This is a genomic window from Shewanella sp. HL-SH5, assembly GCF_051163755.1.
In the GTDB taxonomy this organism is placed as follows: Bacteria; Pseudomonadota; Gammaproteobacteria; order Enterobacterales; family Shewanellaceae; genus Shewanella; species Shewanella glacialimarina.
In genome coordinates this window covers 2,173,277-2,193,484 of the sequence record NZ_CP195038.1, presented here as the reverse complement: position 1 = coordinate 2,193,484, position 20,208 = coordinate 2,173,277, and the positions used below count along the sequence as shown (strand labels likewise).

The 20,208-nt window shown below is 39.5% G+C and carries 18 protein-coding genes and 3 tRNA genes; 8 read left to right on the top strand and 13 right to left on the bottom strand.

The annotated features are described in order from the left end of the window. The first annotated feature begins 133 nt into the window (after positions 1-133). Together ACRWQM_RS09585 and ACRWQM_RS09580 are read left to right on the top strand one after the other, a co-directional pair. Positions 134-1,216, top strand: coding sequence for an efflux RND transporter periplasmic adaptor subunit (locus ACRWQM_RS09585; RefSeq protein WP_434929822.1), 1,083 nt, complete (start codon positions 134-136; stop codon positions 1,214-1,216). Next, positions 1,213-4,305 carry an efflux RND transporter permease subunit gene (locus ACRWQM_RS09580; protein WP_434929821.1) on the top strand — a complete coding sequence of 1,031 codons (3,093 nt, stop codon included), beginning with the start codon at positions 1,213-1,215 and terminating at the stop codon, positions 4,303-4,305. The genes ACRWQM_RS09585 and ACRWQM_RS09580 overlap by 4 nt, the downstream gene beginning before the upstream one ends. Before the next feature lie 101 nt (positions 4,306-4,406). On the opposite strand, the gene ACRWQM_RS09575 is transcribed toward ACRWQM_RS09580, so the two are convergent. After that, positions 4,407-4,838 carry a PaaI family thioesterase gene (locus tag ACRWQM_RS09575; RefSeq protein WP_434926018.1) on the bottom strand — a complete coding sequence of 144 codons (432 nt, stop codon included), beginning with the start codon at positions 4,836-4,838 and terminating at the stop codon, positions 4,407-4,409. Positions 4,839-4,908: 70 nt separating this feature from the next. Next, a complete protein-coding gene (fadE, locus tag ACRWQM_RS09570; protein WP_434929820.1) occupies positions 4,909-7,356 on the bottom strand; it encodes an acyl-CoA dehydrogenase FadE in 2,448 nt (815 codons plus the stop codon). Positions 7,357-7,605: 249 nt separating this feature from the next. Between fadE and ACRWQM_RS09565 the strand changes: the two genes are divergently transcribed. Further along, a complete protein-coding gene (locus ACRWQM_RS09565; RefSeq protein ID WP_434929819.1) occupies positions 7,606-8,394 on the top strand; it encodes a class II glutamine amidotransferase in 789 nt (262 codons plus the stop codon). Positions 8,395-8,478: 84 nt separating this feature from the next. Here ACRWQM_RS09565 and ACRWQM_RS09560 read toward each other — a convergent pair whose 3' ends face one another. From ACRWQM_RS09560 to trhA, 3 genes are all read right to left on the bottom strand, one after another. Continuing rightward, positions 8,479-9,435 (bottom strand): DUF3108 domain-containing protein, encoded by a 957-nt coding sequence (locus ACRWQM_RS09560; RefSeq protein WP_434929818.1) that lies wholly within the window; start codon positions 9,433-9,435, stop codon positions 8,479-8,481. Between the two features lie 92 nt (positions 9,436-9,527). Beyond that, positions 9,528-9,899: an MGMT family protein gene (locus tag ACRWQM_RS09555; RefSeq protein WP_434929817.1), complete on the bottom strand. Its 372-nt coding sequence runs from the start codon at positions 9,897-9,899 to the stop codon at positions 9,528-9,530. 99 nt (positions 9,900-9,998) lie between these two features. Continuing rightward, positions 9,999-10,679, bottom strand: a complete 681-nt coding sequence (gene trhA, locus ACRWQM_RS09550; protein WP_434929816.1) for a PAQR family membrane homeostasis protein TrhA — start codon at positions 10,677-10,679, stop codon at positions 9,999-10,001. Between the two features lie 225 nt (positions 10,680-10,904). Between trhA and ACRWQM_RS09545 the strand changes: the two genes are divergently transcribed. Then, positions 10,905-11,885, top strand: coding sequence for a hypothetical protein (locus tag ACRWQM_RS09545; RefSeq protein WP_434929815.1), 981 nt, complete (start codon positions 10,905-10,907; stop codon positions 11,883-11,885). Between the two features lie 39 nt (positions 11,886-11,924). On the opposite strand, the gene rrtA is transcribed toward ACRWQM_RS09545, so the two are convergent. Beyond that, entirely contained in the window at positions 11,925-12,548 is a 624-nt protein-coding gene (gene rrtA / locus ACRWQM_RS09540) for a rhombosortase (protein WP_434926025.1), read from the bottom strand. Positions 12,549-12,556: 8 nt separating this feature from the next. After that, on the bottom strand, positions 12,557-13,270 hold the full coding sequence (gene queC / locus ACRWQM_RS09535) for a 7-cyano-7-deazaguanine synthase QueC (protein WP_434926026.1): 714 nt from the start codon (positions 13,268-13,270) through the stop codon (positions 12,557-12,559). 185 nt (positions 13,271-13,455) lie between these two features. On the opposite strand from queC, the gene queE reads away from it, so the two are divergent. Further along, positions 13,456-14,124, top strand: coding sequence for a 7-carboxy-7-deazaguanine synthase QueE (queE, locus tag ACRWQM_RS09530; protein WP_434929814.1), 669 nt, complete (start codon positions 13,456-13,458; stop codon positions 14,122-14,124). Positions 14,125-14,166: 42 nt separating this feature from the next. Here the strand turns inward: queE and ACRWQM_RS09525 are convergent, their stop codons facing one another. From ACRWQM_RS09525 to ACRWQM_RS09510, 4 genes are all read right to left on the bottom strand, one after another. Continuing rightward, the gene (locus ACRWQM_RS09525) at positions 14,167-15,240 is read right to left on the bottom strand and encodes a PLP-dependent cysteine synthase family protein (RefSeq protein WP_434929813.1); all 1,074 of its coding nucleotides are present in this window, start codon (positions 15,238-15,240) and stop codon (positions 14,167-14,169) included. 171 nt (positions 15,241-15,411) lie between these two features. After that, a tRNA-Tyr gene (locus ACRWQM_RS09520) sits at positions 15,412-15,496 on the bottom strand. Between the two features lie 29 nt (positions 15,497-15,525). Further along, a tRNA-Tyr gene (locus ACRWQM_RS09515) sits at positions 15,526-15,610 on the bottom strand. Positions 15,611-15,648: 38 nt separating this feature from the next. After that, a tRNA-Tyr gene (locus ACRWQM_RS09510) sits at positions 15,649-15,733 on the bottom strand. A 125-nt stretch (positions 15,734-15,858) separates the two neighbouring features. Between ACRWQM_RS09510 and ACRWQM_RS09505 the strand changes: the two genes are divergently transcribed. The 3 genes from ACRWQM_RS09505 (at position 15,859) to ACRWQM_RS09495 (ending at position 19,200) form a co-directional block, all read left to right on the top strand. Next, positions 15,859-16,356, top strand: coding sequence for a VC2046/SO_2500 family protein (locus tag ACRWQM_RS09505; RefSeq protein ID WP_434929812.1), 498 nt, complete (start codon positions 15,859-15,861; stop codon positions 16,354-16,356). Between the two features lie 144 nt (positions 16,357-16,500). Continuing rightward, entirely contained in the window at positions 16,501-16,788 is a 288-nt protein-coding gene (locus ACRWQM_RS09500) for a DUF406 family protein (RefSeq protein ID WP_434929811.1), read from the top strand. A gap of 195 nt (positions 16,789-16,983) precedes the next feature. Beyond that, on the top strand, positions 16,984-19,200 hold the full coding sequence (locus ACRWQM_RS09495) for a sensor domain-containing phosphodiesterase (protein ID WP_434929810.1): 2,217 nt from the start codon (positions 16,984-16,986) through the stop codon (positions 19,198-19,200). A 43-nt stretch (positions 19,201-19,243) separates the two neighbouring features. On the opposite strand, the gene ACRWQM_RS09490 is transcribed toward ACRWQM_RS09495, so the two are convergent. Together ACRWQM_RS09490 and ACRWQM_RS09485 are read right to left on the bottom strand one after the other, a co-directional pair. Next, complete coding sequence (locus tag ACRWQM_RS09490; RefSeq protein WP_434929809.1) at positions 19,244-19,759, bottom strand: YchJ family protein; 516 nt, start codon at positions 19,757-19,759, stop codon at positions 19,244-19,246. Further along, positions 19,759-20,187, bottom strand: a complete 429-nt coding sequence (locus tag ACRWQM_RS09485) for a YybH family protein (RefSeq protein WP_434929808.1) — start codon at positions 20,185-20,187, stop codon at positions 19,759-19,761. The genes ACRWQM_RS09490 and ACRWQM_RS09485 overlap by 1 nt, the downstream gene beginning before the upstream one ends. Positions 20,188-20,208: the final 21 nt, after the last annotated feature.

Sequence of the window (20,208 nt, the reverse complement as noted above, 5' to 3'; positions counted from 1 at the left end):
TGCAATGATGAGTGATCTATTTTTACTAGTTTGCACTATTACTTCACTAAACACTTATCTGACACAGTATAAAATATTATCCAGTGTTAGTTCGTTGCATGATTACAATATCCCGATAAAGAATGGTTAACTGATGAAAAAAATAATATTAATAATCGCAGTTGTTGGCATTGCAGCATATGGCTACCAAGCCATGCAGCCTAAACAAAATAAAGTTCAGCACGAAAAACCTATTCCCAATGTGGTATTTGCTACTACTAAAATGATGGCGATTCGCGATGAAGTGGAGGCAATAGGAACTGGTAAAGCATTTGAATCGATAATTGTGACCTCAAAAATTACTGAAGTGGTCACAAGTGTAAATTTTGAAGATGGAGATTTAGTCAAGAAAAACGACTTATTGATCCAGCTTCAAGATGCTGAGCAACAAGCTAAAGTTAACGTCGCTAAGGTCAAGCTAACTGAGCACCTTAGAGAGTTTGACCGGATAAGTACTTTGGTTACCAGTAAAACTATTGCAGAGCTCGAGCGTGATAGATTACAAAGTTTAATTGATTTATCTCGTGCAGACATTGAGCTGGCGACATCCGCATTAATTGATAGAAAAATTACCGCTCCATTTTCAGGCCGCTTAGGATTACGTCAGGTTAGCCTTGGTAGTTTAGTGTCAACCGGCGAGCAAATTACAACGCTGGATGATGTCAGTAAAATTAAACTCGATTTTTCTATTCCAGAGCGATTTATTCAAGAATTAAAGCCTGGAAAGCAAGTAGAAGCACAAGCGGTTGCTTTCCCAGACCGTATCTTTTTAGGGACAGTGACATCTATTGATAGCCGAGTTAACCCAGATACCCGTGCTGTTGTGGTGAGGGCTGTATTATCCAATGATGATTATGCTCTACTGCCGGGGATGTTAATGAAGGTGAAATTGATTAAACAAAGCCGACAAGGACTGTTACTGCCTGAATCAGCAATTATCCCTATCCAAGACAAGCATTATGTCTATAGCACCAATGAGCAAGATGAAGTGATTCAAATTCAGGTGAAATTAGGCGTCAGGATGCGGGGTTGGGTTGAAATTACTGAAGGATTAGCTGAAAACCAACATGTTATTATACGGGGTATTTTAAAAGTACGTCCAGGTGACAAAGTTACATTACAGGAAGCTGAAAACTTTAATTTCGTCAATGTTAATTCGACGGAGACAGCAGCATGATCTTAACGGATTTATCGGTCAAACGTCCTGTTTTCGCCTCTGTAATCAGTATTCTATTGATTGTTTTGGGCTTAGTGTCATTTGATAAATTACCTTTGCGCGAATATCCTAACATCGACCCCCCGATTGTATCTGTTGAAACCAGCTATCGCGGGGCAAGCAGTTCAGTTGTTGAAAGCCGTATAACTCAGTTGATAGAGGACAGAATAAGTGGTGTAGAAGGCATTCGCAACATCAATTCATCCAGCTCTGATGGTCGCTCGAGTGTCACAATCGAGTTTGATATTGACCGAGATATCGAAGCAGCTACTAATGATGTACGAGATAGAATATCTGGTCTACTAGATCAATTACCTGAAGAAGCTGACGCACCATCCATTTATAAGGCCAACGGCAGCGATGAAGTGATAATGTGGCTTAATTTGGTCTCAGATCAAATGGACATATTGCAGCTGACAGATTATGCCAATCGGTACCTAGTTGATCGATTTTCAGTGATTGATGGTGTGTCAACCCTGCGTTTAGGTGGCGGAAAAGTGTATGCAATGCGCATATGGATAGACCGCCAAGCTTTAGCGGCACGTAACTTGACCGTTACTGATATAGAAAACGCATTGAGAACGGAAAACGTGGAGTTTCCTGCAGGATCTATAGAATCGGAAGATCGTCATTTTACTGTTCGATTAGAGCGTGCTTATCGTACCCCAGAAGACTTTTCTAATTTAGTGCTTACCCAAGGCGAAGATGGCTATTTAGTTAAGTTAGGTGATGTTGCTAGAGTTGAGATTGGCAGTGAAGAAGAGCGGATTGTGTTCCGTGGTAACACAGAGGCAATGATTGGTCTTGGAGTCAGTAAACAATCAACGGCAAATACCCTAGAAGTAGCTCGAGCTGCAAATGCACTGGTTGATCAACTCAATCCTACTCTACCCGCGGGTATGGAAATTAAGCGGTCCTATGACAGCTCAGTGTTTATTGAACGCTCAATTGATGAGGTCTACCAAACTTTATTTATCGCGATGATATTAGTCATCATTGTGATTTATTTGTTTTTGGGTAGTGTCAGAGCGATGTTGATCCCTGCTATTACCGTTCCGGTATCATTACTCGCCACATTCACAGTGTTATATGCACTTGATTACACAATTAACTTATTGACTTTGTTAGCGATGATTCTAGCTATTGGTATGGTGGTTGATGACGCCATTGTGATGTTAGAAAATATTCACCGAAGAATTGAGGAGGGTGATTCACCGCTAAAAGCGGCATATTTAGGCAGCCGAGAAGTGGCTTTTGCTGTTGTAGCGACCACCCTTGTATTGGTTGCGGTATTTATGCCAATCACTTTCCTTGAAGGGGACTTAGGTAAGTTATTTAAAGAGTTTGCCGTGACAATGAGCGCCGCGGTTATTTTCTCAAGTATCGTTGCATTAACCCTTAGCCCCATGATGTGTTCTAAGCTGCTAAAACCTTCCAGCGAAGGTTCATGGCTAGTGCGTCAGATTGATAAATTGATGGATCGCTTATCATCAATGTATAAATCTAGCCTTGCTAAGGCATTTAAAAAGCCATTAATCGTCAGTGCCTTAGTACTTATCTCCTTTGTTATCAGTGGTTATTTATTGCAAAAAGTGCCTCAGGAATTTGCCCCACAAGAAGATCGTGGTTCTATGTTCTTAATGGTTAATGGGCCTCAAGGTGCTAGCTTCGAATATATTGAAGAATATATGGATGAAGTTGAAGGGCGTTTAATGCCATTAGTCGAAAGTGGTGATATTAAGCGTTTGCTTATCCGTGCACCGCGGGGATTTGGCACCGCAACAGATTTTTCTAATGGTATGGCGATTATCGTACTTGAGGATTGGGGACAACGTAGAAGTGCTAATGCTATTATTGGCGATATTCGTAGCCGATTATCAGATTTAGCGGGCATTCGTGCGTTCCCAATTATGCGACAGGCATTTGGTCGCGGAGTCGGTAAACCAGTTCAATTTGTACTGGGCGGCCCTAGCTATGAAGAGTTAGCAGAATGGCGTGATATTATTCTTGAAAAAGCCAAAGATAATCCAAAATTAATTGGTTTAGATCATGACTACCAAGAGACAAAACCTCAGTTACGGGTGATCATTGATCGGGTTAGAGCAGCCGATTTAGGAGTGTCTGTTTCGCATATTGGCCGCACACTTGAAGCCATGTTAGGTTCAAAACTTGTGACCACCTTTATGCGTGATGGTGAAGAGTATGATGTCATCATTGAAGGTAATCGAGAAAGTCAAAGCACAGCCAGTGATATGGAAAACCTTTATGTGCGTTCTGCGCGCACCAATGAATTAATTCCACTATCTAACCTGGTCACTATTGAAGAGTTTGCTGATGCTAGCTCACTTAATCGTTATAATCGTATGAGGTCAATTACTCTTGAGGCTAACCTAGCCGAAGATTACAGTCTGGGAGAAGCACTTGCTTATCTAAATGATTTAACCTCAACTTATTTACCTGCTGAGGCGGTGGTAAGTTACAAAGGGCCTTCATTAGATTATCAAGAGTCAGGCAGTTCGATGAATTTTGTCTTCTTGCTAGCTTTAGGAATTGTATTCTTAGTGTTAGCGGCTCAGTTTGAAAGCTTTATTCATCCAATGATTATCATGTTAACTGTGCCATTAGCCACCTTAGGTGCTTTACTGGGATTATGGTTTACCGGACAGAGTATCAATATTTATAGTCAAATTGGTATTATCATGCTGGTAGGTTTAGCTGCTAAAAACGGCATACTTATTGTTGAGTTCGCTAATCAGTTGCGAGATAGAGGAGTGGAATTTAACGAAGCAATATTACAAGCTTCTACCCAACGTTTAAGGCCTATTTTGATGACAGGTATTACAACCGCTGCTGGAGCATTACCTTTAGTGATGGCGGTTGGTGCTGGTTCAGAAACCCGCTATGTAATTGGTGTTGTGGTCTTATCTGGTATTACTTTGGCAACATTTTTTACCTTGGTTGTTGTGCCTGTGGCTTATAATTTGTTTGCTAAAAATAGTCACTCTCCAGATACGGTTGCCAAACAATTAGAACAAGAGTTACGAGAGTAAACGGATAATCGGATAATACAGGGTTGTTAATCCACTATTATCCTGTTTAAGATAAAAAAAGAGCCCGTCATTTGACGGGCTCTTTTTTTTATATGCAGATCCTAGCGGCTTACCATACAACTTGCGGTTGCAGTTGCAAGTAATCGACCCTGTTTGTCGGTTAGCCTTGCTTCGGATATTGCTAAACTGGTGCTTAAGTTAACTAGCTTGCCTATCGCAAATACCGGTTGATTTTTCGGTACAGGCCGAACCATTTTTACATTCAAGTCGATAGTGGCGTAGCTAGCGCCAGCTGGTAATGCGGAATGAACTGCACAGGCAGTGGCTGAATCAAGTACTGTAGCTGCAAAGCCGCCATGCACTCCACCCATAGGGTTTAGGTGCCTTTCATCTGCGGCTGCTTCAAAGGTAATTTCTCCTTCGCTAACTGAGACAGCCTTCATTGGCATCGTTTGTGTGATTGAAGGGGCAGGGAGTTCACCTGCTAACATAGCCTGCATAATTTGCAGGCCTGTCATTTGACGTATATTCATTGACATTTCCTCAATAAAAAAAGGGTAAAGCATGGCTTTACCCTTAATATTACTTTTACTAATTTATCTGTTAAGCAGCTTTTTCTTGCTTAGCGGGTAACTTGATATTGGCACGTAGCTCTTCAGTATCAAAATCATCAACGTTGATAGATTTCAAGCGACCAATCTCTGCACGTTCTAATAATGCAATTTCAGCTTCACTTAGAACACCTAGTGCTTTACCTTCAGCAGCAATTTTATCAAGCCACATGAAAGGGAGTCGTTTGCCAGCGGCTTTACACACTTTGTCGTATAAAGGCTCACAAGCTAGAATATCGATAAAGGTTTGTTCTTGAATACCTACGGGATTGTTCTCGCAGTTAGTAAAGAACTGACCTTTACCTAAACGGTCACGGCTTGCACATGGTGTTTGCATTATCTTAGCGACTTTATGATCCATTACATCTGTAGGACGCTTAACTGGACGACCGAATGGGAAAATAACCCAACGTAATATATGACCTAATCCCATAGGGAAGTTGTTAAGTAAGTCATCTAAAGAATCTTGTAATTTATACAATGAATCTTCAACAGCCCACTGAACTAAAGGTAAATCTTCAGTTAAACGGCCTTCATCTTGATAACGTTTCAATGTTGCAGACACAAGATATAGCTGGCTTAATAAGTCACCTAGACGAGCTGAAATACGCTCTTTACGCTTAAGATTACCACCTAAGGTAGCCATTGCTAAATCAGACAATAACGCTAAGTTAGCACTGAAACGGTTCATCTGTTGGTAGTAACGTTTAGTCTTATCTGAGTAAGGTGCGTTAGAGAAACGAGCACCCGTTAATCCCATCCAGAAACTGCGAATAAAGTTAGAGGTAGCAAAACCAATATGACCAAATATCGCATCATCAAAGGTGGCTAACCCACGGGCTGCATCAGTATCAAACGCCGATTCCATTTCTGTTAATACATAAGGATGGCAGCGAATTGCACCTTGACCATAAATGATCATAGTACGAGTTAAAATATTTGCGCCTTCAACAGTAATAGCGATAGGAGCGGCTTGGTAGCCACGGCCTAAGTAGTTGTTTGGACCTAAACATACACCTTTACCGCCGTGAATATCCATGGCATCGATAATACATTTCTGCATTCTGTCGGTTAGGTGAAATTTAACAATCGCTGATATAACAGATGGTTTTTCACCTAGATCAATTGCAGTGGTTGTTAAGCTAGTGACTGCATCCATTAAGTATGCATTACCGCCTATACGTGCCATTGGTTCTTCAATCCCTTCTAACTTACCAATCGGTAGTTTGAACTGACGACGAATGCGAGCGTAGGCACCAGTAGCTATTGCAGCAGTTTTTACACCACCAGCAGAGTTAGATGGCAGGGTAATACCACGGCCAACCGATAAACACTCAACCAGCATACGCCAGCCTTGGCCAGCCATTTCTGGTCCACCAATAATAAAGCTTAATGGTACAAACACTTCTTCACCACGGGTAGGACCGTTTTGGAACATACAGTTAAGTGGGAAGTGGCGGCGACCAGTTTCTACACCTGGGATATTAGTTGGGATTAAAGCACAGGTAATACCTAGCTCTTCTTTGTCGCCTAGTAATCCATCAGGGTCGCGTAGCTTAAAAGCTAAACCAAGTACGGTCGCGACAGGTGCAAGCGTAATATAACGCTTGTTCCATGTTAGCTTCATACCTAATACTTCTTCACCTTCAAATTCGCCTTTACAGACAATACCAAAATCTGGAATTGAGCCTGCATCACTGCCAGCTTCTGGGCTGGTTAATGCGAAACAAGGGACTTCTAATCCTTTTGCTAAGCGAGGTAGGTAATGATCTTGCTGCGCAGCAGTGCCATAGTGCTGTAACAATTCACCAGGGCCTAAAGAGTTTGGTACACCGACAGTTGATGCAAGTTCACTGCTAACACCAGCAAGCTTTTGTAAAACCTGTGATTGAGCATAAGCAGAATATTCTAAACCGCCATATTTCTTTTTGATGATCATCGCAAAGAAACCATGGTCTTTTAGGTATTGCCACACATCTTGAGGTAAATCACCCAGTTCATGTGACACCATATGGTGATTAACCATTTTACACACTTCTTCAACAGGGCCGTCTAGGAAGGCTTGTTCGTCAGCGGTAAGGCGAGATTGTGGGTAGTTGTGTAGTTTACTCCAGTTAGGATTACCAGCGAACAAATCCGCTTCCCACCAGGTTGTACCTGCTTCAATTGCTTCTTTTTCAGTAGAAGACATTTCAGGCATGATACCACGGTACACTTTAAGCAGCGGACGGCTGATAAAATTTTGTCTAAATGATTTAATGTTAAAAGGTAATGCTATTACAAGGAATACAGCCCATGTAATAGTACCTACGATGTCCATTGCGCTACCAACACCTAAAACAACAGCTGCTGCTATCGTGGTGGTGACAAGCGATACCCTTAGGTAAGACATTGTGCCGAGCACACAGATCATCGCGATGATCAAAAATAGGGTGGTCACTTTACTCTCTCCTTAAAGCCAGTTTCATAGGGTGAATGGCTAATTCTTTATTGATCTTAATCACAAGTATAGACCGTGGTCAGACCTGTGCCACATAAAATTTAACCTTATGTAGCAATGAATACAAGCATTATTCAAACAATTGTTTAAATTTTTATGTGTCAATCTTGTTTCACTGATTTACCACAAAAGATACAATATGCTTAACTGCTGAAAATTGATCAATAAGTAACGAAAAAGGCTTAATAAATGTGCGAATTACTTGCTATGAGTGCCAATGTCCCCACTGATATTGTATTCAGTTTCACTGGGTTAGCAGAACGTGGTGGGGTAACTGGACCGCATGTAGATGGTTGGGGTATTACCTTTTATGAAGGTAAAGGCAGCCGAACATTTAAAGATGCATCTCCAAGCAGTCAATCTCATATTGCTCAACTTATAAAGTCATACCCAATAAAAAGTGAAATTGTTGTGAGTCATATTCGACAAGCTAATAGAGGGTGCGTGTCACTGGAAAACACACATCCTTTTTCCCGAGAATTATGGGGCCGTTATTGGACCTATGCCCATAATGGTCAGCTAAGTGAATATGAGCAAAAATTTATTTCAAGTCGTTTTCAACCCGTTGGCGATACGGATAGTGAAATGGCATTTTGTTGGATACTTGAGCAAGTGGTCCAGCAGTTTGGCGACACTGCACCAGAAAATATGAATGTGGTGTTTGAGTACATAGCTAAACTTGCAGATGAGATCCGCACTCTAGGTATATTTAATATGATCTTAAGCGATGGCATTGATTTAATGGCATATTGTACCAATAATTTGTGTCACATCACTCGTAGAGCACCCTTTGGTAAAGCTACCCTTATTGATACCGATGTGGTGATTGATTTTCAAAAAGAAACCACCCCTAATGATGTGGTTACCGTGATTGCGACTAGACCGTTAACTAACAATGAACAATGGCAGGTGCTTTCAGCCGGTGACTGGAGAGTATTTAGACTGGGTGATATTCGGATCGAGCATAGTGCTGTTTAACATACTGTTATAAAAATATTATATTTAAATTAGTAGAGGATAAAAAAATGCCAGCAGTGCTGGCATCATTAAAATCAATGGTGCCTAATCAACCACCATTTTTTTAATATCTAACATTTCTTTTTCGCTGATTTCATCATGGCTGACTTCAGGTAAATCTTCATCATCTGATATACCTTCTTCTACTGTACCAGCTTGTTTTATTAATGACTTTTCTGCCATGTAAGCATCGAATATTCGCTTTTCATGATCGATATCAAGACTAGGAATATCAGTTAATGGCTTATCGAAATGATATTGAGCAAGTTGAATATCAAGTTGTTTACTGCCTTTAGAAAAATGACTTAGCCTAATCGGTAAATAAGCAAGTTTAGGAGCCATCCAAAAAAATGTTTGTCTTTTTGTGCTCTCGCGAACAACTTCAAACTTTACGGTTTCAAAAGTACCGCTTGCCACTGTAATGGTTTCATTACCAATAATTTTAAAGTCGTACTCATCCACTTCTTTTTCTTTGACCATCTTATAATTAAGGGGTCTTTTATTACTTATCACGTCCATTCTAAATTGTAATTGCACCATCAGTGGGTCAAATATTAACTCTTGATAATCTAATTTTAGGGCTTCTTGTTTGTAGATGGTATGGATAAAATTTTGTGATTTAGCAAAAGCGGTTTGCTCGGTGTAATCACTACCTGTTCCTGTTCTGTAATGCACATACCTAAAAGGCACTAATTTACCGTTTTCAAGGGTGAAATCACTTTGTAGTTTACGTTCATCAGACAACATTAATAGTCCGACTTCACTTTCGAATAGATAATTATAATAGCCACTATCAGTAGCTGGCAGAGTATATTTAGCATCACCTAACTCAATACTGCCATAATAAGCCTTATACTGCGCTGTATGAGGAGTTAGTGGTAATAAAATGGTACTTTTTGTAACAGCCTGTTTAACAGAAGTGTCATCTTGTATTGAATTTTGTGGTGTTGAAACTAAATCAGCGCTAAGCGTACTACTGGTCGCACTAAAAGATACCATCATAAAATAGGCTATTAATGGTGACAGAAGTAGATGAGTTGACTGTGATTTTAAAAGAGTAGTTTGCAAGTTTTTAATCCTAAAAGAGATGCCGACTAAAACGGAAGTGTCATGACTAATGTTACTAGATCAGGTTGCCATAAATGTTTGGACAATGAAATCTTGCCATTGTTCACTTCAATATTCTCTAATCGCAATAATTCCGTTTGCTGTTGAAATAAAAGGGTGCTTTTCGGAAACGAAATTCGTCCCGCAGCGTTAATTACCCTATGCCAAGGTAGGTTAGCTGTTGACGGAGCAAGCTTTAGTGCGCGTGATACATATCTAGCTCGCCCTGGTAAGCCTGCAAGATCAGCCACTTTGCCATAAGGAAGGACTTTACCTTCAGGTATTAGTTTAACGACAAAAGCAATTTTATCCTTTGCTTGCCATTTTTGCTCATCAGAATGTTCATAATCAGGATGCATATAACTAACTATGGATTAGTTTACCGATAATTCTGCATGAAAAAATGACTATTGAACAGCATGCAAAGTGCCTCTATTGATCTTTAGGTTATGAATATATTAAATAGTGACCATAAAATAAACACATAAGAAATGCGAACAAGCGCCACCAAGGACGAACATATGCCAAATGGCATGATTATAGGGTATTTTCTTATTGGCATAGAATATCACTCCCAAGCTGTAAAATAATCCACCCATTATCAATAAATTAAATGTTAACTCTGTCATATTAGCAATAAGGTCTGCCATGACAGTAACACAGAGCCAACCCATTAATAGATATAGAAATAGACTGAGTGCTTTGAAACGACCAATAAACAAGGTTTTAAAAATAATGCCACCGAATGCAATACTCCAGATAATCGTTAAGATGATTAATGCGTTATCATCCTGCAAAGCGATCAACATAAGCGGTGTGTAGGTGCCTGCAATGAGTGTATATATAGTGCAGTGATCTGCCATTTTAAATCGTTTTCGCCATACAGGTGTACGGCTAGTGTGATATAAGGTAGAAGATAAAAATAAGGCTATGATACTAACACCATAAATAATAACACCCGCTAGCTGAGTTGAAGACAAGCCTACTTTGGCATTACTTAACATTAATACCAAACCCACTAAACCCGCAATAACACCGAATCCGTGAGATAACCCGTTAGCTAACTCCTCTTTAGTGCTATAATCGGCGGTACTATTAAGTATTTGTTCTGCGGTAAGAATGTCTGATTTTTCGGGCATGGTGTTTGTTACTCAATATAAGAGTCAAATGATGATGCTCAGTCTAACAGGGCTAGTCAGTAAAAACTATAAATAGTGTACACGTGTACTCTCAGTTTTTAATCTGAGTTTACCTCAGTATCCAGGGAAAAATTTTTTAGATGACTAGTGAACTTTATCAAGGATTTACATTCAAATCAGCAGAGTTAATGATATATGGATATGTTTTTAAAGACAGTAACTAAAATGGATAGAAAAAATAAGTCATCAAATAGAGATAGTTTTAACATTAATATTGGCCATGACCATGACCATGACCATGACCAAGAACCAGATCCTGAACTTGAAAGCGAGCCAGTGGTCATCAAAAATAGGCGAGGGCTAGTTAAGTCGGTTTCTCTTGCACTTGGTATACATTTTGTTTTTTTCTTTGTTATCACCTGGTTTTGGCAGCAAGCGAGCGATCAACATCAGTCGAGCTTAACCATAACTCCTGAAGCGGTCAAAATTAACAGCTATATTATTACCACAGAACAATATGAAGCTATGGTTAAAGCAAGTGAATTAGAAAAACCATTAGAAAGTGAATCAAAACTAGATACTGATAAAAAAGAAGTTAATGAAGAAAAAATTAATCAACAAGAGGTTGATAAACAGGATACAAATATGGAGGTTAAATCATCGGCACAACCCCAATCAGCATCTAATTTTCAACAACAGATTCCAGCAGATCCCCCTGATATAATTACACCAAGGGAACCAGATCGCAGCAGTAATAATAGTACCTCAGCGATTAACGATGAAACTGTAAATGAAGCAGGTAATGAAGCTGTTAGTGATAGCGTGGGAGTACTTTCAACCCATGCCATTACTCAGGCATCAAACCAGTATTTACAACACATGAATATGAACGAACTTGAAACATTAATAGGTAATCAGTCTGCGTTAACAAACAAGCCTGGGGGGACGATGAGTGAAATGGACCCTGACTTAGTCTTTATTGAATTAATCCCCCAAATTGATACCAGTCAACCCCATACATACAATCATCGCCTTGACCCTAATAGAATTGTGAAGCAAGGTGACTATTGTTATCGTGTGGTCAATCTAGCCACTCAGGTTAGCCCCTATGGTGAAGGTTTAGGGTATGCCGAGTTTTGTGGTGTTGATGATCAAAAGACCGCTTTAACAAACGCTATTAGTAATCGACTGAGCAAAATTAAATAACCTTTTTTAGTCACTGTTTTTAATAACGACTTTTAATCGCTACTTTTTATGACGAAATTTGTTCGCAACAGTCAGCCAGAATATCGCGCATATTAACCCTGCAACTAAGCCGACTAAATGAGACTCTGTCGCTACCCTAGCATTGATTAATTCAGAAATACCCGCACTTGCACCAAAATACTGCTCATAACCTACCTTTACAATGACACCTATTAGTAGTAAATACCCCGACCGTAAACCTTTGCGAATATCCATTACCGCGCCAAAAGTAAATAAACCATGTAGCAACCCACTTAATCCTACATAGGCTCTGAGTTCAGGATAGAAAAAATATAAACCCACACCTTCCAAGACACAAAGGCACAAAAAAAGCAGCGTCAATTTACCTGTATGTCTTTGGTAATGTAATTCATGTAAAAAAACAATGACCCAAAATCCAGCCAAATTCATCACTAAATGCCAGATGTTGGTGTGTAACAAATTACCGGTAAGTAGGCGCCAAATTTGTCCATTAGCAATAGCATCATGTTGAAATTTGAATAAGCTGTTGGTATCGACAATGATGGGGTTAGTGATACTTAGGGCAAATAAAACAATACAAATGACACTGATAACCAAGGTAAATTGATATGGCTTGATTAATGATGAAGTTGTTTTACCCATATTCACCTCTATGTCGATGGCTGTATTTTAGCGTGCAATGACGACATGACTTGTTGTTGATTTTGCAGATAATCATCTAAGCCGCGTTGACGTAATAAACACGACGGGCAATCACCACAACCGTCGCCAATTATACCGTTATAGCAGGTCAGCGTTTGTTGTTTAACCAGTTCTAATTGCTGATATTTGTCTGCTAAAGCCCATGTTTCTGCTTTGTTAAGCCACATCAAAGGAGTAATGATTTTTAATGGCTTATCCATGCCGAGGGCTAAAGTGTGCTCCATTGATTTAACAAACTCATTTCTACAATCTGGATAGCCTGAAAAGTCAGTTTCACACACACCGGTGATAATGGCATCACAACCGAGTTGGTAAGCGTATACGCCCGCAAGAGTCAGAAATAAGATATTTCGTCCAGGGACAAAAGTATTGGGTAAACCATTATTCATTAATTCGTGGGAAACAGGAATAGAATCACGGGTCAATGCTGAAATGGCCAATTCGTTTAGCAGTGTAGTGTCTAATACTTTATGACTGATTAAATTCAGTTGCTTAGCCAGAGCTTTTGCAACATCAATTTCCTGTCTGTGGCGCTGGCCATAATCGAAAGTAATACCGTGTACTTCATCATATTCAGTTAACGCTTGAATAAGACAGGTGGTTGAGTCTTGACCACCACTGAATACGACTAATGCTTTGCTTGGCAATGAAGTTTGAGACATGAATAATGACCTAATGCTAAATAGTATAAGAGGGTGATAATGTGTTAATTGATAGCATTTTATCTTACAGTTTCCTGCAATAGCAAAGTTAATGGCTCATTTATGCCAATTGTCATGCTGCTAACCTTGATACTGAGGTAGAAATAAACTATAAATGCCGCCCAAACGAATAAAGCAGGTGACAAATGAGCTATCCAGTTAACGAAGTGTTTGAAACTATCCAAGGTGAAGGGGCTTTTACCGGTGTGCCAGCACTCTTTGTCCGTTTACAAGGTTGCCCTGTGGGCTGCTCTTGGTGTGACACCAAACAAACTTGGGATGTACTGGTTGAAAACAAAGTGTCACCTGAACAAGTGATTGCGGTTGATGGCACCATTGGTCGCTGGGCCGACCATGATGGTATTAGTCTTATCGCCGCATTTAATCGTAAAGGCTTTAGTGCAAAACACGTAGTGATTACAGGCGGTGAACCTTGCTTGTATGATTTAACTGAGTTGACTAATCAATTAATTGATTCTGGCTACAGTGTCCAAATTGAAACTTCGGGCACTTTTGAGGTGCGATGTCATCAAGATGCCTGGGTAACAGTATCACCTAAAATCAATATGAAGGGCGGTTACAAGGTATTAAGCCAAGCTTTAACGCGTGCCAATGAAATTAAACACCCGATAGCCACAGATAAACATATTGAAGAGCTGGATGATTTACTCAAGGATATTGATATTGAAGGTAAAACTATCTGCTTACAACCTATTAGCCAGAAGCCTCGCGCTACAGCATTGGCGATGAAAGTCTGTATTGAGCGTAACTGGCGTCTCTCGATTCAAATGCATAAGTATTTGGATATTGATTAAGCGATAAAGGCTGCCCCAAAATGTGTGTTGGGGCAACTCGATTTAGCAGTCCAATGGACTGAGTAATCCACTTTGGTTAAAATCACTTAGTTGCTGTTCAAATTGTTTAAAGCAACCAATATTGTCCTCAATCCATTGGGGATTATAATAAGTATCTAAGTATCTTTCCCCCGCATCACAAATCAATGTCACAATCGAACCTGCTTGTCCTTGTTGTTGCATTCGCGTGGCTAACAGTAATGCACCATACAAGTTGGTTCCTGTCGATGCGCCCGTTTTTCGGCCTATCAAGGTTTCTAACCATTGCATGGTAGCAATGGATGCTCCATCAGGAATTTTATGCATTTCATCAACAACACCAGCAATAAAGGAGGGTTCGACTCTAGGCCGTCCAATGCCCTCAATTTTACTGCCTTTTTGACCTGTTAATGTTTTATCACCACTGTGGAAATAATCATAAAAAACCGAGTTTTCAGGGTCTACCACACACAGTTGGGTCGATAACTGCTGATAGCGAATATAACGCCCAATGGTAGCAGAGGTGCCACCTGTGCCGGGGCTCATTACAATCCAGTGGGGAATAGGGTGTGGCTCACGTTGCATTTGAATGAATATTGAGTCAGCAATATTGTTATTGCCCCGCCAATCTGTGGCGCGCTCTGCAAAAGTGAACTGATCCATGTAATGGCCATTTAACTCTTTAGCAAGGCGTTCAGACTCAGCATACATCTGATTACTATTATCAACGAAGTGACATTGCCCGCCGTAGAACTCGATTTGTTGAATTTTCTTTTTAGCCGTAGTCGAAGGCATTACCGCGATAAAAGGCAAACCAATTAAACGTGCAAAATACGCTTCAGACACCGCAGTGCTACCAGACGATGATTCAATAATGGTGGTAGTTTGTGTAATCCAACCATTGCATAAAGAATATAAAAATAACGAACGGGCTAAACGATGCTTTAGGCTGCCCGTAGGATGAGTACTTTCATCTTTAAGATAAATATCAACACCGTTAAGTTGTGGTAAATCGAGTTTTATAAGGTGAGTATCAGCAGAACGTTGATAGTCTGCATCAATCTTAGCAATGGCCTGGTTTACCCAATTCGATGGCATAGTATTTTCTCATCGTGATTATTAATGACTTAATCTTAAAGAAAAAAAGGTCTTAAACCTAGCAAAAATAAGCTGGTTGAGATAATAGAGAGAATTAATACGAATGTAGTTAACTAATGAAGGATATATTACAGATTTTGAGGGATATAGTATGAAGATTAAGATGTAAAATGGTGGAGGGAGAAGGATTCGAACCTTCGAAGGCTGAGCCGTCAGATTTACAGTCTGATCCCTTTGGCCACTCGGGAACCCCTCCACTGAATAGAGATAAATGAGCAAGAAAGATGGTGGAGGGAGAAGGATTCGAACCTTCGAAGGCTGAGCCGTCAGATTTACAGTCTGATCCCTTTGGCCACTCGGGAACCCCTCCACATATTTCTTTTTCGTCTATCTAAATTACATCGCAAATGGTGGAGGGAGAAGGATTCGAACCTTCGAAGGCTGAGCCGTCAGATTTACAGTCTGATCCCTTTGGCCACTCGGGAACCCCTCCTCAATTGCGGCCGCCATAGTAGTCATAAACCCAAAATATGTAAAGGCTAAAAATGAATATTTTTCTAAAGTTTAGGTGTGTTTGGTCGATAAATTAGCATCGAGTCATAATAGTGTTGTTTTTATATGCAAATTGAATCACTACTGGTCAATGAATTACAATTAGGCGGTCGTTTAAATGCGGCTGTCGAAAACCAGCGTCGTGGTGAATTTGGTTTACTGTTAGCCATGTTGTCAGCAGACAGTAATGATATGGCTCAATTTCAATTTGATAAACACCTGACGATTGACCAGAAACTGTATAAACAGTTTCAACTGCAACAACCACAAAAATTAGTTGATGATTTATCTGCTACTGCTGAGCATACAAATAATGGTGCTGTTTTTCACTCCCAAGGGTTATGTCAATTTCATTTACAACAAAGCTTATGTCCTGAAGCCATTGTAATACGAGGTAAACATGATGATGCAATGACCCAAGCATTAAGTAATAGCAGCCATTTAGTGCGATCAAAATATGAAGGGTTAGAAACCCATTATGAGCCTACTGAAGACATGCATTTTGTTGAGCAGTTAGAGCGTCAACGACAGATTAGTCAAACGATGATCCAACTCACCGCATAAAGTCCTCCGCTTGAGGCTATATCATTTGCATAAAAACATGGTGCCAACTCAATATGTGAGCCAAGTAAGGGAAATTGTTATTCAGTTATTTTATGATAATCACATATAAACCGATCTTCATTCTTCAGCTTTGGGTGGTTCACGATGGTTAACACAATTAAACAACAACAGCAGAACGTAAACGACTCATGCAGTGATTGCGGTAGTTTTGTTGATATCGGCGCCGTAATTGATGAGCACGATACCGAGTTAGTGTTAGTTTTTAAGGGGGAGGCAGCTGAAATCGAAGCACGTAAGCTTGCCAGTACCGCGCAGACTCGTTTCGACAAGGTCGATGTTAAAATTGTTCATGTAGGCGATGATGTTAAGCTTATATTGTATTTTTCAGTGACGGTGGAGAAAATGCTATTTCAATTAGAAAATGGCGTGTAAATAGGGTTGCTGTTTGTTAATTGCGGGTGTATCGTCAGCGATTAAATTTTATAACAGCCTTTGATTATCAAGAGTTAACAAACAGCTTATTATTAAGCTCCCAATGGTATGTATTGAGTTTCTGCACATTGCTCACAGAGCGAACTAATTATAATTCAGCAGAATGAGAATACATGATGTCTTTTCGGGAAACTAATGACACAAGAACAAAATCAGCACCTTTTAGAGTTAATTGTAAACTCTAGTGCGAAACAGCAGGGGAACTTTACAAAAACCTCTGAGTTAGTTAGTAAGCTGTTGCAGCAACATTTTGTTGATTCTACGGTATCTGTTTGGCTATTTGACGAAAAGTTGGATAGTGCAGAACCATCATATGATGCGCAACAAAATCCTTCTTTATCCTGCTCGAAAAGACTGATTTCTCATTATTCAGGCTGCGATAACAATAGGCCGATATCCTCCTTAAGCACTGTGCAGTCGGGCATAAACATTTGTTATTTTGATGAATTAAAAAATCACCGTTATATAGCCACTAATAACATCTCCCATGATAACCAATTAATTCATTCTTTTGATTATTATGGTGTTAACCATATTGTCAGCACACTTAATGTTGCTATAAGGATTAATGGTCATATTGAGGGGGTGTTAGCGATTGACTTTAAATCATCATTTGAATGGCAACTTGAACAAATTCAAATTGCGATTCAGTGTGCGGATCAGCTTGCATTAACCTTGGCAACTCGATACTCCTACGATAAATCAGAACAAATCCATTTGTTGCGCAATGCCGCAGAACATTCAGAACATGTGGTTATGATTGTCAATACTGATACTTTAGTTGTCGATTATGTCAATTTTGCCCATCAAAGAATGACAGGCTTATTACGCAGTGATATTGAACATCAAAGTGTGATGAATTTAGATATTTTTCGAAATAAACCCGATGTACTTCAACATATATTGGCAAAGCTTGCGAATAATGAAAGTGTAATAGGAGACATTAAACTTAAACGAGTCGATGGTAAACAATATTGGCTACACTATCACATTACCGGTTTTATGACCGAGCAAGGTCATCACTATGCCTTGGTTTCAAGTTATGACATCTCTTCTGAATTTGAACACCAAGCAGATTTGGAACATTTAGCATGGCACTGTAGTTTAACTGGCCTACATAATCGATCTTTTTTTACTCCACTGCTGGATAAAGCCCAAGATGGCATATTATTATTGGTTGATCTATTAGGCTTTAAACGATTTAACGATACCCACGGCCATGAACAGGGTGACTCGTTATTAATTGAGGTTGCTAGACGTTTAAAGCACTTTGCCGCGAACTACAAAGCAATAGATGTGGCTCGAATTGGCAGTGATGAGTTTTGTATTTTGTTGCCCCACATGATGTCAGCACAAGACTTAGACGAGTTGGTCAGTAAACTCATAACCAATTTATCCGCTTCTATGATTATTAATAGAGAAAAAGTTGAACCCAAACCGGCTATTGCTATCGTTGACATTGGTTCAGTAATTGATTTATTCGCACCTTTATCCTGTGCAGATATTGCGTTGCAATACGCAAAAAAACAGTCAAATGGTTATTACCAATTCTTTAATGAAGAATTACTTCAACAATTTAAAAATAATGCCGAAATCGAAAAAGACTTACAGTCTGCTATTAAAGGTCGTCAATTTGAGTTGTACTATCAACCGTTAATGGATTATCAGAGTCATCAGTACGTCGGAGCTGAAGCGTTAATTAGATGGAATCACCCTCGAAAAGGGGTGCTATATCCTGGTGCATTTATTGAAATAGCTGAACAGTCGGGCATGATTAATGCCGTAGGATCTTGGGTATTAGAAACAGCATGTAAACAATTAAATTTGTGGCAGCATAAAAATGTGGACATTACCATGCATGTCAATGTCGCTGCTAGACAGTTTTTTAGTGGTGATTTATTTGAACAGGTGTGGGATCTGTTAACGCGTTATCGCATTAAACCAAGAAGCCTTATTCTTGAAATTACTGAAACCGAACTAATGGGCGATATTCGTTATGCCATTAACCTTTGCCATGAACTTGCCGATTTAGGTGTGGGAATTGCTATTGATGATTTTGGCACAGGCTACAGTTCAATGAAGTACCTTAAACAATTTCCTATCACTAAGCTGAAAATAGATCGTTCATTTATTATGGATATATCATCTAGTAAACAGAGCCGTGAAATTGTGAGTGCAATCATAGCGATGGCTAAAGCGCTGAATATGTCGATTACCGCCGAAGGGGTTGAGACCATTGAGCAAGCTGCTTTTTTAGAAAAGATGATGTGTGATCAAGCGCAAGGTTACTTATATAGCCCAGCTATTCGGGTGAATGATTTTAATGATTTAGTCCTAAACTCACTACATTAGCCCGTATGAACGCTTTTATTAATATTGTGTCATAATAATTTGTTTAGCTGATACAGCATTGTTTGAACTTCTTACCACTTTGGCATACGCACAGATCATTCCTGCGCGGTAAATCTGCTTCCATTTGCACACCTCGGGTATAAAACCATTTACCACCTAGTCGAACAAAATGTGATTCTTCAAAAATAGCATCAACGCTTTTATCAAGCTTATACCAAGCTTTAAATGTCACAATCGCTTGTTCTGTATCGATAAATGTCAGTTCGAAAGCCGGATGACTTTTATCTATCAATTGATGTGCTAATACCTGCAAGCCTAACCATTGTGTATTACCTTGAGATAATTGTTCAGCTGTTAAGCCATCCAAATATTGCTGGTGATGGGTATCGATTAAATAATTAAACTCACCAACGACAAATGCACAATAACGAGAGCGCATTAATATGTCGGCACTGTCAGCAACTATTTTATGTGTGTGATAAACAGAGCAACAGGCTTGGTAGGCTATACCGCTATGACATGGGCAAGGTTGATTTTGGTCAAAGGTAGCAAATTGCATTATTTAGGTTGTTCTGTAGATTGTTGAATAAATTGCTTACCGTAATACCAATTTGGCATAGGTTTGGCGCGGTAATAAAACTCAGGTTTTGAGCGAGTGTTAGAATCGACACTTATTTTCCATTTACCTTCCGCTGTACGTCTGGAGACAGTAACAAATTTTCCGGCAAATTCACTTACAGGTTCGCCTGATTCTTTACCTGGGTGAAACCTTACCAGGTAATAACCAATATCGGTCGATTGGTCAGCTGATGACTGACGAATTGCTACGCGAAAATCGATTTCAATTTTAGCGTTTTTCCGTTTAATTTTAGCAAAAAACTTATGATATAAATCAATGATATTGTTTTTGCCGTAAACAATATCTTTATCTTGTGTTTCAGAAATATACACAGCATCGTCAATGTATATATCATTTATAACCTCCATGTTCAGGTTATAAAATCCCTT

What these genes read in the sequence shown, in the direction of transcription:
- ACRWQM_RS09585 (WP_434929822.1), top strand. Translation starts at nt 134, where the DNA reads ATGAAAAAAATAATATTAATAATCGCAGTTGTTGGCATTGCAGCATAT.
- ACRWQM_RS09580 (WP_434929821.1), top strand. Translation starts at nt 1,213, where the DNA reads ATGATCTTAACGGATTTATCGGTCAAACGTCCTGTTTTCGCCTCTGTA.
- ACRWQM_RS09575 (WP_434926018.1), bottom strand. Translation starts at nt 4,838, where the DNA reads ATGAATATACGTCAAATGACAGGCCTGCAAATTATGCAGGCTATGTTA.
- ACRWQM_RS09565 (WP_434929819.1), top strand. Translation starts at nt 7,606, where the DNA reads ATGTGCGAATTACTTGCTATGAGTGCCAATGTCCCCACTGATATTGTA.
- ACRWQM_RS09560 (WP_434929818.1), bottom strand. Translation starts at nt 9,435, where the DNA reads ATGATGGTATCTTTTAGTGCGACCAGTAGTACGCTTAGCGCTGATTTA.
- ACRWQM_RS09555 (WP_434929817.1), bottom strand. Translation starts at nt 9,899, where the DNA reads ATGCATCCTGATTATGAACATTCTGATGAGCAAAAATGGCAAGCAAAG.
- trhA (WP_434929816.1), bottom strand. Translation starts at nt 10,679, where the DNA reads ATGCCCGAAAAATCAGACATTCTTACCGCAGAACAAATACTTAATAGT.
- ACRWQM_RS09545 (WP_434929815.1), top strand. Translation starts at nt 10,905, where the DNA reads ATGGATAGAAAAAATAAGTCATCAAATAGAGATAGTTTTAACATTAAT.
- rrtA (WP_434926025.1), bottom strand. Translation starts at nt 12,548, where the DNA reads ATGGGTAAAACAACTTCATCATTAATCAAGCCATATCAATTTACCTTG.
- queC (WP_434926026.1), bottom strand. Translation starts at nt 13,270, where the DNA reads ATGTCTCAAACTTCATTGCCAAGCAAAGCATTAGTCGTATTCAGTGGT.
- queE (WP_434929814.1), top strand. Translation starts at nt 13,456, where the DNA reads ATGAGCTATCCAGTTAACGAAGTGTTTGAAACTATCCAAGGTGAAGGG.
- ACRWQM_RS09525 (WP_434929813.1), bottom strand. Translation starts at nt 15,240, where the DNA reads ATGCCATCGAATTGGGTAAACCAGGCCATTGCTAAGATTGATGCAGAC.
- ACRWQM_RS09505 (WP_434929812.1), top strand. Translation starts at nt 15,859, where the DNA reads ATGCAAATTGAATCACTACTGGTCAATGAATTACAATTAGGCGGTCGT.
- ACRWQM_RS09500 (WP_434929811.1), top strand. Translation starts at nt 16,501, where the DNA reads ATGGTTAACACAATTAAACAACAACAGCAGAACGTAAACGACTCATGC.
- ACRWQM_RS09495 (WP_434929810.1), top strand. Translation starts at nt 16,984, where the DNA reads ATGACACAAGAACAAAATCAGCACCTTTTAGAGTTAATTGTAAACTCT.
- ACRWQM_RS09490 (WP_434929809.1), bottom strand. Translation starts at nt 19,759, where the DNA reads ATGCAATTTGCTACCTTTGACCAAAATCAACCTTGCCCATGTCATAGC.
- ACRWQM_RS09485 (WP_434929808.1), bottom strand. Translation starts at nt 20,187, where the DNA reads ATGGAGGTTATAAATGATATATACATTGACGATGCTGTGTATATTTCT.